This is a genomic window from Sinomonas terrae, from assembly GCF_022539255.1.
GTDB classification, from domain to species: Bacteria; Actinomycetota; Actinomycetes; order Actinomycetales; family Micrococcaceae; genus Sinomonas; species Sinomonas terrae.
This window is the reverse complement of record NZ_JAKZBV010000001.1, coordinates 1,209,607-1,221,553: the sequence shown is the minus strand read 5'-3', so window position 1 is coordinate 1,221,553 and position 11,947 is coordinate 1,209,607. Positions and strand designations below refer to the sequence as shown.

12 protein-coding genes are annotated in these 11,947 nt (G+C 69.0%); 7 read left to right on the top strand and 5 right to left on the bottom strand.

Going from position 1 to position 11,947, the window contains the following annotated elements; genetic code table 11:
- Positions 1–100: 100 nt before the first annotated feature.
- Complete coding sequence (locus L0M17_RS05680; protein WP_241052710.1) at positions 101–700, top strand: TetR/AcrR family transcriptional regulator; 600 nt, start codon at positions 101–103, stop codon at positions 698–700.
- A gap of 144 nt (positions 701–844) precedes the next feature.
- Here L0M17_RS05680 and L0M17_RS05675 read toward each other — a convergent pair whose 3' ends face one another.
- Positions 845–1,420: a MarR family winged helix-turn-helix transcriptional regulator gene (locus L0M17_RS05675; protein WP_241052706.1), complete on the bottom strand. Its 576-nt coding sequence runs from the start codon at positions 1,418–1,420 to the stop codon at positions 845–847.
- Positions 1,421–1,528: 108 nt separating this feature from the next.
- Here L0M17_RS05675 and L0M17_RS05670 point away from each other — a divergent pair, with 108 nt between their 5' ends.
- On the top strand, positions 1,529–2,662 hold the full coding sequence (locus L0M17_RS05670) for an FUSC family protein (protein ID WP_241052703.1): 1,134 nt from the start codon (positions 1,529–1,531) through the stop codon (positions 2,660–2,662).
- A 352-nt stretch (positions 2,663–3,014) separates the two neighbouring features.
- Here L0M17_RS05670 and L0M17_RS05665 read toward each other — a convergent pair whose 3' ends face one another.
- Positions 3,015–4,028, bottom strand: coding sequence for a LacI family DNA-binding transcriptional regulator (locus L0M17_RS05665; RefSeq protein ID WP_241052701.1), 1,014 nt, complete (start codon positions 4,026–4,028; stop codon positions 3,015–3,017).
- A 260-nt stretch (positions 4,029–4,288) separates the two neighbouring features.
- On the opposite strand from L0M17_RS05665, the gene L0M17_RS05660 reads away from it, so the two are divergent.
- The 5 genes from L0M17_RS05660 (at position 4,289) to L0M17_RS05640 (ending at position 9,606) form a co-directional block, all read left to right on the top strand.
- Positions 4,289–5,644 (top strand): ABC transporter substrate-binding protein, encoded by a 1,356-nt coding sequence (locus L0M17_RS05660; RefSeq protein ID WP_241052699.1) that lies wholly within the window; start codon positions 4,289–4,291, stop codon positions 5,642–5,644.
- Positions 5,641–6,618 carry a carbohydrate ABC transporter permease gene (locus L0M17_RS05655; protein ID WP_372497990.1) on the top strand — a complete coding sequence of 326 codons (978 nt, stop codon included), beginning with the start codon at positions 5,641–5,643 and terminating at the stop codon, positions 6,616–6,618. Before L0M17_RS05660 ends, L0M17_RS05655 begins: the two co-directional genes overlap by 4 nt.
- A 68-nt stretch (positions 6,619–6,686) precedes the next feature.
- Positions 6,687–7,550 (top strand): carbohydrate ABC transporter permease, encoded by an 864-nt coding sequence (locus L0M17_RS05650; RefSeq protein WP_308196908.1) that lies wholly within the window; start codon positions 6,687–6,689, stop codon positions 7,548–7,550.
- A 35-nt stretch (positions 7,551–7,585) separates the two neighbouring features.
- The gene (locus L0M17_RS05645) at positions 7,586–8,431 is read left to right on the top strand and encodes a sugar phosphate isomerase/epimerase family protein (RefSeq protein ID WP_241052695.1); all 846 of its coding nucleotides are present in this window, start codon (positions 7,586–7,588) and stop codon (positions 8,429–8,431) included.
- Positions 8,428–9,606 (top strand): Gfo/Idh/MocA family protein, encoded by a 1,179-nt coding sequence (locus L0M17_RS05640; protein WP_241052694.1) that lies wholly within the window; start codon positions 8,428–8,430, stop codon positions 9,604–9,606. Before L0M17_RS05645 ends, L0M17_RS05640 begins: the two co-directional genes overlap by 4 nt.
- A gap of 235 nt (positions 9,607–9,841) precedes the next feature.
- On the opposite strand, the gene L0M17_RS05635 is transcribed toward L0M17_RS05640, so the two are convergent.
- The 3 genes from L0M17_RS05635 to L0M17_RS05625 all read right to left on the bottom strand — a co-directional run bounded on the left by L0M17_RS05635 (position 9,842) and on the right by L0M17_RS05625 (position 11,925).
- Positions 9,842–10,843, bottom strand: a complete 1,002-nt coding sequence (locus L0M17_RS05635; RefSeq protein WP_241052691.1) for an alcohol dehydrogenase — start codon at positions 10,841–10,843, stop codon at positions 9,842–9,844.
- A 174-nt stretch (positions 10,844–11,017) separates the two neighbouring features.
- Entirely contained in the window at positions 11,018–11,584 is a 567-nt protein-coding gene (locus tag L0M17_RS05630) for an NAD(P)H-dependent oxidoreductase (protein ID WP_241052688.1), read from the bottom strand.
- Between the two features lie 2 nt (positions 11,585–11,586).
- Positions 11,587–11,925, bottom strand: a complete 339-nt coding sequence (locus L0M17_RS05625) for an NADPH-dependent F420 reductase (RefSeq protein ID WP_308196815.1) — start codon at positions 11,923–11,925, stop codon at positions 11,587–11,589.
- Positions 11,926–11,947 lie beyond the last annotated feature (22 nt).

The window sequence follows — 11,947 nt, the reverse complement described above, 5'->3', positions numbered from 1 at the left end:
CGCCCCGAGCGGCGGGAACTCGGTCGAAGATACCCAGCCTGTTGACTGCTAGTCAATAGCAGTCCGAGATGGAGACACGCCGATCAGTAGACTTTCTGCTGTGTCCGAACCGCAGCGCGCCCGCCTCAGCCCTCAGGACCGGAGGGCGCAGCTCATCGCGGTCGGAGTGAACTTCCTGACCGACCACGCGCTGGACGAGCTGACCATGGACGAGCTCGCGCGCCGGGCAGGCGTCTCGCGCCCGCTGGTGTTCCACTACTTCGAGACCCGGCAGGGCATGCATCGCGCAGTGGTCACGACGGCGCGGGACAGCCTGCTCGTCGCCAGCGTTCCCCGCCAAGACCTCGAGCCGCGCGAGCGGATCCGGGACACGCTGCTGAGGATCGTCGTGTTCGTGCAGGAGCACCGCGGAACTTTCTTCTCGTTGGTCAGGGGCACTGCCAGCGGTGACCCCGCGGTGCGGAGGATCGTGGACGAGTCACGGGACCTGAACGCCGAGCGCCTGTACGATTCCTTCATCGAGCTTGGCCTGGCGGACACCACGCTGCTGCGCGTCGCCCTGAGGTCCTGGGTCGCGTTCGCCGAGGAGACCCTGATCAGCCTGGCGATCGAGCGGGAGACGAACGCCGACGACATCGTGCGATTCCTGGAGGCGTCCCTGCACGGCATGGTCAATTCCGTCTCCGACCAGCGGCTCTGAGGCGCGGGAGGATCGTTGAACCGGGCACGGGCTTGGGTTCGCCGTTCTTCATCCTCAGGTTGAAGCGAGCGCCGTTGATGGTCTACCACGCGGAACCCGGTAGCGAGTCGGCCGATGCCCACCCGAAGCGCGCGCTGCTGCAGCTCATTCGGAGGGCTCGAGCGCGCCTTTCCGCCGATCCTTGCTGGACTCGGCTTGGTTGCCGCGTCCTTGCTCCCATACGGAGGTCAGTGCCCGCAGGGGATCGACCAAACCCTCGACGGCCCAGGCCGGGGCTTCGGCGAGTAGGGCATCTTCGAGGGCGAGCTGGGCGGGAATCACCTCGTCCACGAGCGCGGCGCCGGTGTCGGTGAGGACGAGCAGGAACGAGCGGCCGTCGGCCGGGTTGGCCGTCCGACTCAGCAGTCCCCGACCCTGGAGGGCGTTCAGCCGCATGGTGATCGCGGAGCGCGGGGCAAGCAGCGTCTGGGCCAGCGTCGTTGGGCTCAGAGGTTCGCCTGTACGGCGCAGCGCGGAAAGCACGTCCAGCTCGCCGCGGGTGAGCCCGTAGTCGGCGAGGAAGGCATCGCTGGCTTCGAGGATGAGGCGGGAAGCGCGCAGCACGCGGTGGATCACGCCGAGGCTGGTGAAGCTCAGGTCCGGGCGCAGCCCGGCCCACTCACGCTGCATCCGGTCCACGACGTCGCCATGAGCGGGCAGGCCGTCCGCGTCCTTATCCATCCGGCTCCTCCGCGCCCCCGTCGCCGTCGTTTCGGTCAATCACCATGGTAGTTCATAGATGTAGTAACCTTGAGGTACTTCATTTCTGTACTACCTCGGAAGGTCCAAATGACGCACGCCACCCCCACGCGGTCCTGGTGGGCGGCAGTGTTCGACCTCGGCCCGCATGCCGGCGCCCATTGGACCGCCCTGCGCGCAAGCCTGGCGATCTTCGTGCCGCTGGTGGCTTGCTTGGCGTCCGGCCGCGACAACCTGCTGCTGTATGCGGCGATCGGCGCCTTCACCGCCTTGTACGGCCGACACGAGCGGGCTCGGGTACGCCTAGCCATGCAGGCGCAGGCGGGCGTGGTGCTGGTGGTCGGCGTCGTCGTCGGCGCCCTAGTGGCGACCGTCCCGTTCCGGCTCTGGCTACTCGTCCCGGTCGCGGCCGCCTGGGCCGGCGTCGCGGTAGTGCTAGCTGAGCTGGGCCGATGGCATCCGGCCGGAGCCCTCAACCCGGTCTTCGCCCTCACAGCCTCGGCCACGGTCCCGATCCCGCTGAGCACGGTGCCCGCAGCCGCCCTCGCTGCGGCTGGCGCGGCCGTCTTCGCGCTGCTGCCCGCCCTCCCGGGTCGCCCCGGCTGCGAGGGCGGCCCGGTGCGGTATCGGCTGTCGTGGCGCGGCCTACGCCCGTCCGACCCGGTGGGCCGTCACGCCGCCCGCTATCTGCTCGGTATCGCCGCCGCCGGCCTCGCCGTCGCGACCAGCGGCATCGGCCACCCCTACTGGACCTTCGTCACGGCATCCGTCCCCATGTCGGCACCAGATCTGCACGCCCGCCTCACGCGCGCTGCCCAGCGGGTGATGGGCACCGCCGCCGGTCTTGGCGTCGCAGCCCTCGTCCTGGCCGCCCACCCCAGCAGCTATGCCGCGATCATTGTGATCGCCGCGCTCCAGGCGTGCACCGAGCTGACGACCGGGCGCAATTACAGCCTCGGCCTGGTCTTCTTCACGCCGATGGCCCTTCTGCTCGGCGATCTCATGCTGCCAGCCTCGATCGGCACCCTCCTGACTCAGCGCGCCCTCGAGACCGTCATTGGCCTCACCATTGCCCTAGGCGCCACTGTCATCACCCACGAAAGGCGCACTCCGACGCGGGCATTCTCCGCGAGCTCGCGCTGCAGATCAGCGGCATCCACACTCTGGTTGCCTCCGAAGCGGACACGGCGCAGGACCCTATCGAAACGGCGAAAAAGTCCCTGATAGAGGAGACCGCCAGCTCCCGTTGATCGCCCGAAGGCAGCTATTAAGCGCCCGAGGCGAAGGACCTCGCAGCGCTCCTGGCCGTCGCCGCGACGTACTTCTCGAACTCCTTGACGTCCACCGGCGCGGAAACCCCGGCCGGTCAAGGGAAGACAGCGCCTCGCCGGATCATGCGCCTCGTCCGCCCCGACATTAAAACGCGAGGCGGAACGCGACCACATTCCAGCCGTAGACGAACCTGTCGGCCCACTGGCATTCGCCTCGGCCCTCAAGACAGCCGGCCACGCAGGTTTCCCCGCTCTTTTCCTCGGTGGTGGCCGCGCCCGGCGCTGGTCGGTTGACTTCCGGCCTGTCACCCGGTGCGCTGTGCGAGGCCTTCCTGTCCCGTCATGACGGGCCTCAGAGGAGCCTGTCCCGTCGAGGAGCGGATGGTCAGATGGGTGGGAAGGAGTGCGCGGTTCCTGGGCTGGGCCCCGGCCGGGCGGCGAAGCCTGCTGATTAGCAGATCGGTGGCCACGCGTCCGGCTTGTTCGATGGGCGAGGTCAAGGTGGTGAGGGGAGGGCTGCAGAAGTCAGCCCCGAAGATGTCGTCGCAGCCGACGACGCTCATCTGGCCCGGGACGTCGATCCCGCGCTCGGCGAGCCGGGCGAGGATGCCGATGGCGAGAAGGTCGTTGAAGGTGATGCAGGCCGTGGCGCCGCTGTTCACGAGCGCGTCCGCGGCCGCGGGCCCCGAGCTGCGGCTCGGATGGTAGGGGCCGAGACGCCTCATGGTGATTCCAAGCACGGCCGCGCTCTCTTCGAGCGCGGCCCAGCGGCTCTGGTCAGACCATGACGTCGGGGGGCCGGCGATGTACGCGATGTCGCGGTGGCCCAGGGAAAGGAGGTGTTCTGCCGCCTGCCTGACGCCCTCTGGGGTTGCGATCATGACCGATGGCACCCCCTCTGCGTCTCGGTTGAGCGCCACGATCGGGGTGCGGGCGGCCGCCGCGACGAGCTGGTCGTCTTCGAGTCGGGTCGCGGCGAGGATGAAGCCGACGGCGGAGCCCTGGAACTCCTCCAGGTACGCCGCCTCGAGATCAACGTCCTCCTCGGTGTCCACGAGCATCTGCGCGTAGCCGGCGGTGCGGAGCTGGTGGTGGGTGCTGTGGATGAAATCGAAGAAGAACGGGTTCGTGATGTCCGGGACGAACACCGCCACGGCGCCAGCGCGGGAGGAAGAGAGCCCCCGGGGCCGCGCGATGTGGGCATAGCCGAGTTCCTCCGCCGCGGCGCGCACGCGCGCAACGGTGGCATGGTTGACGCGCCCCGGCTGCGACAGCGCGCGGGAGACCGTCGACGCGGCCACGCCACTCAGGGCCGCCACATCACGGATTGTTGCGGGACGCCCATGTCCCCCGCTACCGGCCTCACCAGCATCCAAGGTCGCACTCCCCTCGTCCCGGCCCCTCCGGCTTGCCTCTCCCTCGATTCTGCACCATCGGATGGCCTCAAGGAGCAAAGATGGCAAATTATGGCAAAAGGTGCCGTTGTTGCCGCAACACCGCTTTAGTGTGGCGTGGGCAACATTCCGGCCGACCGAGCCGGGTCCCACATCTGAGCGACTCGACGAGGAGCAATCGAAATATGAACAGAGCAACACTGCGTGCCATCGGCCTGACCGCGGCCTTGGGCATGGGTGCCCTCGGGCTGGCAGGGTGCGGCCAGGACAGCGGCGGAGACGGCAACGCGTCCGGTTCGGGGAAGACCCTGGACGTGCTGGTGGGAGCGAACGCCAACCACGCCGACCAGTTCCGGGCGTGGCAGCAGCACATCGCCGACGCCTTCAAGAAGCAGACAGGGGCTGACCTGAAGTTCGAGACGTTCGCGTCGGCCAACGACGAGCTGCAGAAGATCCAGACCTCGGTCGTCGCCGGGCAGGGCCCCGACGTGTACCAGATCGGCACGACCTTCACGCCGACCGCCTACTCGACCGGGGCCTTCGTCAAGCTGGACCAGGCAATGTGGGACAAGGTCGGGGGCCGCGACCGCTTCGTGCCGGCCACGCTGGGCATCTCGGGACCCGCCCAGCAGAACCAGATCGCCGTCCCGTTCACCGATCGCCCCTATGTCCTGGCCTACAACACCGACCTGTTCAAGGAGGCGGGCATCGACAAGCCCGCCACGACCTGGGACGGGCTGCTGGCGCAGGCCAAGAAGCTCACCGGCAACGGCGTGTACGGCTTCGCGACCGGCTACGCCGACAACTACACCCCGTGGAAGTTCGCCTGGGCCATGGCGAACCAGGCCGGCAACCCGCTCGTCGACGGCAACAAGGCCCGCATCGACGAACCCACGGTGAAGAACGCCTACCAGGCCTACTTCGGATGGCTCACGAAGGACAAGGTCGTCAACCCGGCCGCGGTCGGATGGAACGACACCCAGGCAGCCGCGGACTTCGCGTCCGGCAAGTCCGCGATGATGCTCATGACGACCGTTTCGAGCAAGGTCACCTTCGACAACTCGGCCATCAAGGGCAAGTACGCCTACGCCGTGATGCCGACTGTGCCCCCGGGCCAGTCGAGCGCGCCCGCGGGTGGGGCCCCGGTCAGCTCGATCATCTCCGGTGACAACCTCGTGATCGCCAAGTACTCGCAGAACCAGGACCTGGCCGCCGCCTACATCAAGCTCATCACCAGCGACGATGAGCAGGTCAACTACAACAAGACCTTCGGCGATCTCCCGGCGAACGCTGCTGCCGCCAAGAAGGTCGAGCAGTCGGATCCGTCGCTCGCGCCGGTCCTCGACTCCGCGAGCCAGTCGAAGTCGACTCCCTTCACCGGAGCGTGGGGCGACATCCAGCTCGCGCTCACCAACGTCGTCGTCCAGTCGCGCCAGGCACTCTCCGGCTCCGGAGTCAGCGACAGCGCACTCGAGGCGGCCCTGGAGAAGGCGCAGAAGGACTCGCAGGCCTCCCTCGACCGGGCGGCATCGAGCCAGTGAGCATCACGGTGCGGAAGAACGCCCCCCAGGGGCGTAACGCTGCCCCGTCGTCCGGCGGGACCACCCCTGCCGGCCGGCGGCGCACGGTGAGCGAGCGCAACCGCCCCCTGTGGCTGCTCACCCCGGGTGCGCTGCTGATCGGCCTGATCATCGCCGTCCCCCTCGCCCTGGGCGTCTACATCTCGATGCTCCAGCTCGACCAGTACACGATCCGCAAGTGGGTCAGCGCCCCCTTCATCGGCCTCAAGAACTTCGTCGAGGCGTTCACCGGGACCGACCTGGTCCACGCGTTCTTCAACAGCGTCTCCTTCTCGGTCATCGCCACGCTCATCACGGTGCCGATCGGCGTGTACGCGGCGCTGGCGACGCAGAACCGGTTCGGCGGAAGGTCGCTGGTCCGGTCCCTGTTCCTCGTCCCATACGTCCTGCCCTCCTTCGTGGTGGGGACGTTCTGGCGCACCATGCTCCAGCCCGACGGGATCGTGAACAAGTTCCTCTCGGGACTGGGGATCGCCCCGCCGCAATGGCTCTACGGGCCGGCCAGCTATTGGGTGCTGATCGCCGTGGAGGTTTGGGCGGCGTGGCCGTTCATCTACCTCATGGCGCTTGCGGGGCTGCAGTCCGTTGACCAAGAGGTCCACGAGGCTGCCGCCATCGACGGGGCGTTGTGGTGGACCAAGCTGCGCTACGTGATCTTCCCCTACCTCAAGGGCCCGGTCGCCCTGGCCTTCCTCATCGCGACGCTGCATCACCTGAACAACTTCACGCTCGCGTTCCTGCTCTTCGGAGTCCCGGCACCGACCGACGTCCAGCTCCTCCCGACCCTCGTGTACAGCATGAGCTTCACGAGCCTGCGCTTCGGGATGGGCGCGGCCATGGCGCTGCTCTCTCTCGTGCTCATCGCGTTGCCCCTGTTCTTCTACCTCCGAGCCGTCCGCCTGGACACCGGAACCGAGAAAGGAGGAAAGCGATGACTGCCCTCGAAGAGTCAGTCGAGACCGCCAGCAGCAGCTCCCTGCCGCGCAGGGCCGCGGGCCGGAGGATGACCCAGTCGGCGGAGGTCATGAGGCTCCTGCCCACACCGTTCCTGGTGGGGGGCCTCGTCGTCCTCTGCGCCGCCGTCGCCGTACCGCTGCTGTACATCGTGTGCGCGTCCATGAACTCGGACGTCGAAGTAGCGCGCGGCGCCTTCTTCCCCACCCAGTTCACGCTCGCCAACTACGCAAAGATCTGGAGCACCCTGCCGCTCGGGCGAGGGCTGGCCAACAGCGTCATGATCGCCGGCCTCGTCGCGATCGTCTCCTCGCTCATCGCCATCATCACCGCCTACGTCCTGGTCCGGTTCGAGTTCCGCGGGCGCCTCACGATCCTCCGGGGCCTGATCGGGCTGCAGAGCGTCCCGGGCGGCCTCCTGCTCCTCCCGGTGTTCGTGGTCTTCGCGTCGGCCGGGAACTATCTGGGCATCACCGTGATCGGCACATGGTGGGGACTGTTCCTCGCCTACCTCACGTTCGCCCTGCCCTTCTCGATCTGGGTCATGGTGACGTACCTGCGCGGCCTTCCCAAAGAGCTCGAGGAGGCGGCCCGGATCGACGGGGCGAGCTCCGTCGGGGTGCTGTTCCGGATCATCTTCCCGCTCAGCTGGCCCGGCCTCGTCGTCTCCGGCGTGTTCTCGTTCCTGCTGGGCTGGAACGACGTCATGTTCGCGTCGGTCCTCACCCGCCCGAGCACCCAGACCGTCGCCGTCGTCCTGCAGATCTTCGGGGCCTCCTCCGAGGGCGGCGCCGTTCCGCTGTACGGCCAGATGATGGCTGCCTCGCTCGTCTGCGCGGCCCCCGTCGTCATCCTCTACCTCATCTTCCAACGATTCCTCGTCGGCGGACTCACCGCCGGCAGCGTCAAGTAGCCCCGCACATGACCGTGCCACAAGGAAGGAACGACGTGACCGTCACTCAGCCAGGCTGGACCCTCTCCGGGTTCGGCGACGAGATCAGCCCCGACCCTCTCGTGCAGGCCGCCGTCCTGCAGGCCCTCGGAGCAAGCCACATCGAGGTCCGCAGCGCGTGGGAGACCAACATCGTGGAGATGGAGGAGGCCGAACTCCTCCGCCTCGCGGGCATCCTGCGAGAGGAGGGGATGGGCGTCTCGGCCGTGGCGTCGCCCATCGGCAAGGTCGACGTGAGCCTGCCCGTCTCCCACGAGGTCGAACGCCTGCGCCGGGCGATCAACGCGGCGAACGTGCTCGACACCCACTACATCCGGATCTTCTCCTTCTACCGCGGAGAAGGCCTGGGGCCCGAGGACGTCCGCGGCCCCGTCATGGAACGCATGCAGGCGCTCTCGGCCGAGGCCCAGGCCGGCGGTGTGGTGCTGCTCCACGAGAACGAGAAGGACATCTACGGCGACACCCCCGAGCGCGTCCTGGACATCATGAAGACCGTGGATTCCGAGGCGCTGCGCGTCGCATGGGATCCCGCGAACTTCGTCCAGGTCGGCGTCAAGCCCTTCACCGAGGGCTACGAAAACCTGCGCCCCTACCTCGAGTACCTCCAGGTCAAGGACGCCCGCGCCTCCGACCGCCTGGTCATGCCCGCGGGCGAGGGCGACGGCGAGCTCCAGGAGACCATCGCGGCGCTGCGCGAGGACGGCTTCACCGGATTCGCCTCGCTCGAACCGCACCTTGCGAACACGCACCACCTCGGCGGCTTCTCCGGCCCCTCGGCGTTCGGGGTCGCCGGGCGCGCCTTCCGCCGCCTCACCGATGACGCGGGGGTGACCCTGCGATGAGCACAGGCCCCACAGCCCGCACCGGTCCCCTGCGCGCCGCCCTCGTCGGCTGCGGGGTCATCGGCCGCCAGCACGCCAAGGTGATCTCCGCTACCGAGGGCGTCGAGCTGGCAGCCCTCGTGGACATCGACCCGGCGGCCGCCTCCGCCCTCGCGGACACCGTGGCCGACGACTCGGGACTTGGACGCCCGGCCGCCTTCGCATCGCTCGCGGAGGCGCTCGAGAAGCACGGCGAGGAGATAGACCTCGTCTCCGTCTGCACCCCCTCTGGCCTGCACGCCGACCTCGCCGTGGAGGCGCTCGAGGGCGGCAAGCACGTGATCGTCGAGAAGCCCCTCGATGTGGACCTGCCAAGCGCGCGGCGGGTTGCCCACGCAGCCGCAGCGGCGGGCGCCGGGGGCCAGGTCATCTCCGTGATCAGCCAGCACCGATTCGACGCGGCGAGTGCGGCCGTCGCACGGGCGATCGGCGGCGGCCGTCTGGGGCGGATCACTTCCGCGGTCGCTTCGGTCGCCTGGTGGCGGTCCCAGGCCTACTACGACTCCGGAGCCTGGCGGGGCACATGGGAGCTGGACGGCGGCGGGGCCGTGATGAATCAGGGCGTGCACACCGTGGACCTCCTGCTGTGGTTCCTGGGCCGCCCGGCCGAGGTCCACGCGCACACCGGTCTGCTCGCGCACGAGCGCGTCGAGGTCGAAGACACCGCCGTGGCCACTATCCGCTTCGAATCCGGGGCCCTGGCCGCACTCCACTTCACAACCGCCGCCTACCCGGGCCTCACCGCCCGGATCCAGGTCCACGGCGACCGGGGCTCGGCCGTGATCGACAACGACCGGCTCGCCTACTTCCACGCCGCCGACGGCGCCGCAGGGGACGGCAATCCGTCCTACGGCATGGCCGGCGCGGGCAACCAGACCGAAGTCGAAGTCGGCGGCCTGGAGTCCTCGCCCAACACGCAGGGCGCCGACGACCTCGAGACTGCGCACCAGAAGCAGTACGCGGATGTGGTCAGCGCAATCCGCAACGGGACCATGCCACTGGTGGGCGTCGAGGAGGCCACCGCCGCCCTCGCTACCGTCCGTGCCGTCTACATCTCCGCCGCCCTCGGAAGGGCAGTGTCATTTGCGGACGTGCTCGAAGGCCGTTACGACGAGGCCGCTCTCGGCATCGCCTGAGCCGACCGCGCCGCCCTCAGGCGCGCCGAACCAACCAGCCGGCTGGAAGGGCATCCCCGACGCCGCTGCGATCTCTGAAGCGGCTCCCGACAGAACCGATCACGAGAGGCTGACTACGACTACGGCCGGCCCTGACTAGGCGTACGCATGTGCCCGGGTCCGGCATACGACCAGGGCGCCCCTCTGCGGCGGTCTGGCCTGCCTTGAGGGGCGCCCTGGAGTTGGGTGCCGAGCGTCAGTCGGTTGTGAGGACCACGCGGAAGCGGGCCCTGCCGGAGGCCATGCGCTCGTAGCCGTCGGCTGCTTTCTCGAGGGGGTAGGTCTCGATCATCGGGCGCACGCCGGTGCGGGCGGCGAAGCGGAGGGTGTCCTCGGAGTCCTTCGCGGTGCCTGAGGCGTGCCCGGCGACGGTGCTGCTGCCCATGACGAGGTCGCCGGCGTGGACAGCGAGGTGCTCGTGGGGGACGCCGAGGACGACGAGGCGTCCGCGGGCGGCCAGGCCCTTCACGGTGGCCGAGACCGAGGGGGCGTCCGTGGCGGTCGCGATGACGAGGTCGGCCCCGCCGAGGGCCTTCAGCTCTGCGGCGACATCCGAAGCGGTGCTGTCGATGTAGTGGTCGGCGCCGAGCTGGCGGGCGAAGGCCTCCTTCTCGGTGCCGCGGGCGATCGCGATGGTCTCGAAGCCGAGCTTGGCCGCGAACTGGACGCCGAGGTGGCCCAGACCGCCCAGGCCCACGACCGCGACGCGGTCGCCGGGGCGGACCCCGCTGGAGCGGATCGCGTTGAAGGTGGTGACGCCGGCGCAGAGCAGGGGCGCGGCCTCGGCGAAGCTGAGCTCGTCGGGGATGGCGGCGAGGGCGTCCGCCGGCGCCACGAGGTAGTCGGCGTAGCCGCCGTCCGTCGTGAGGCCGGTGATCTTGCCGTTCTGGCAGGAGATGAAGTCCCCGTCGCGGCAGGGGTCGCACTCGAAGCAGGCTCCGCCGAACCAGCCCACGCCGACCCGCTGGCCAGGGGCCCAGCGGGTGACGCCCTCGCCGAGGGTCTCGACGGTTCCGGCGACCTCGTGGCCAGGAGTCCGCGGGTAGGAGGAGGCCATGCCCGCGCCGGGCATGGCGTCGCTGTGGCAGATGCCGTTGGCGGCGACCTTGATCAGGACGTGGCCGGGGGGAACGTCGGGCAGGTCGCGCTCGATGAGCTCGAGCGGGGCGCCGGGGGCGCTGATCTGTACAGCTCGCATAAGGGGTCCTTTCGGAGACGGGATGGGTGGCGATTGGTCGATTGAAGTCTGGGGACTCGGTGTCCGGGGGCAGCCGCGCCGGAGTCCGGGGGGCGATGGGGGCGTGTCCGGCACAGGCCATCGGGGCGGCCTTGTCTGCGCTACCCGAGGCGGGTCCGGTTCAAACAGTCGGCCTCAGGCGGCCCGTGCTGCTCCCTTGGAGTTGGCGAGCAGGTTCCGGTAACTGGCCCCGTGCGCTGCGAGCTCGGCCTCGTCGACCATGCGGGCGCCGTGGACCACGAGAGGCTCCTCGAGCACCATGCCGCACAAGTGCGCGGTCGCCTCGATGGGGCGCATCAGCTCTGCCATGGTGAAGCGGTTGTGCCCGCTCGGCCCGTAGGACGACTCGGGCCCGCCAGTCGAGGTCGCGACGACCAGGCGCTTGCCCCGCAGGGCGTCGCCGCCGGTGCCGTAGGCGAAGCCGTACGTGAGGACCTGGTCCACCCACTCCTTGAGGATGCCGGGGATCGAGTACCAGTACCAGTACCAGGGGAACCGGAGCACCACGGTGTCATGGGCGCGGAGGATCTCCTGTTCGGCCTCGACGTCGAACCCGGCAGCGCCGCGCACGGAGGCCAGGTCCCGGACGGTGAGGCCGGGCAGGCCGCGGACGGCGTCGGCGAGGTGCCGGTTGACGCGGGAGTCCTGGGTGCTCGGGTGGCCGAGGATCACGAGGGTCCGGTGCTGCGTGGTCCCTTCCATGTTCAGCGGACGATCTTGAAGTTGAACTCCGGGGTTCCGAGGGCACCCCAGAGCCGCAGCCAGACGGCCAGGAGCATCTCGGTGCCCCGGGCCGTGGTGATGTCGCCGAGGTCGATGACGTCCTGGTGGCCGAATTCCTTCAGGAGGGTAGTGACGGTGTCTTTGGCGTCGGCGTCGTTCCCGGAGACGAAGACCGTGCCGGGGTCGGTGAGCTGTGCCGGGCGCGCCATGAGGTCGGCGTTGAGGGTGTTGAGGGTCTTCACGACCCGGGAGGCCGGGAAGGCGCGCTGGATCTGTTCGCCCAGGGAGTCGGTGTCCTTGACGAACAGGGTGGGGGGCATGCCATTGCTGAAGTCCAGCGGG

What these genes read in the sequence shown, in the direction of transcription:
- L0M17_RS05675 (WP_241052706.1), bottom strand. Translation starts at nt 1,420, where the DNA reads ATGGATAAGGACGCGGACGGCCTGCCCGCTCATGGCGACGTCGTGGAC.
- L0M17_RS05670 (WP_241052703.1), top strand. Translation starts at nt 1,529, where the DNA reads ATGACGCACGCCACCCCCACGCGGTCCTGGTGGGCGGCAGTGTTCGAC.
- L0M17_RS05660 (WP_241052699.1), top strand. Translation starts at nt 4,289, where the DNA reads ATGAACAGAGCAACACTGCGTGCCATCGGCCTGACCGCGGCCTTGGGC.
- L0M17_RS05650 (WP_308196908.1), top strand. Translation starts at nt 6,687, where the DNA reads ATGACCCAGTCGGCGGAGGTCATGAGGCTCCTGCCCACACCGTTCCTG.
- L0M17_RS05640 (WP_241052694.1), top strand. Translation starts at nt 8,428, where the DNA reads ATGAGCACAGGCCCCACAGCCCGCACCGGTCCCCTGCGCGCCGCCCTC.
- L0M17_RS05635 (WP_241052691.1), bottom strand. Translation starts at nt 10,843, where the DNA reads ATGCGAGCTGTACAGATCAGCGCCCCCGGCGCCCCGCTCGAGCTCATC.
- L0M17_RS05630 (WP_241052688.1), bottom strand. Translation starts at nt 11,584, where the DNA reads ATGGAAGGGACCACGCAGCACCGGACCCTCGTGATCCTCGGCCACCCG.
- L0M17_RS05625 (WP_308196815.1), bottom strand. Translation starts at nt 11,925, where the DNA reads ATGCCCCCCACCCTGTTCGTCAAGGACACCGACTCCCTGGGCGAACAG.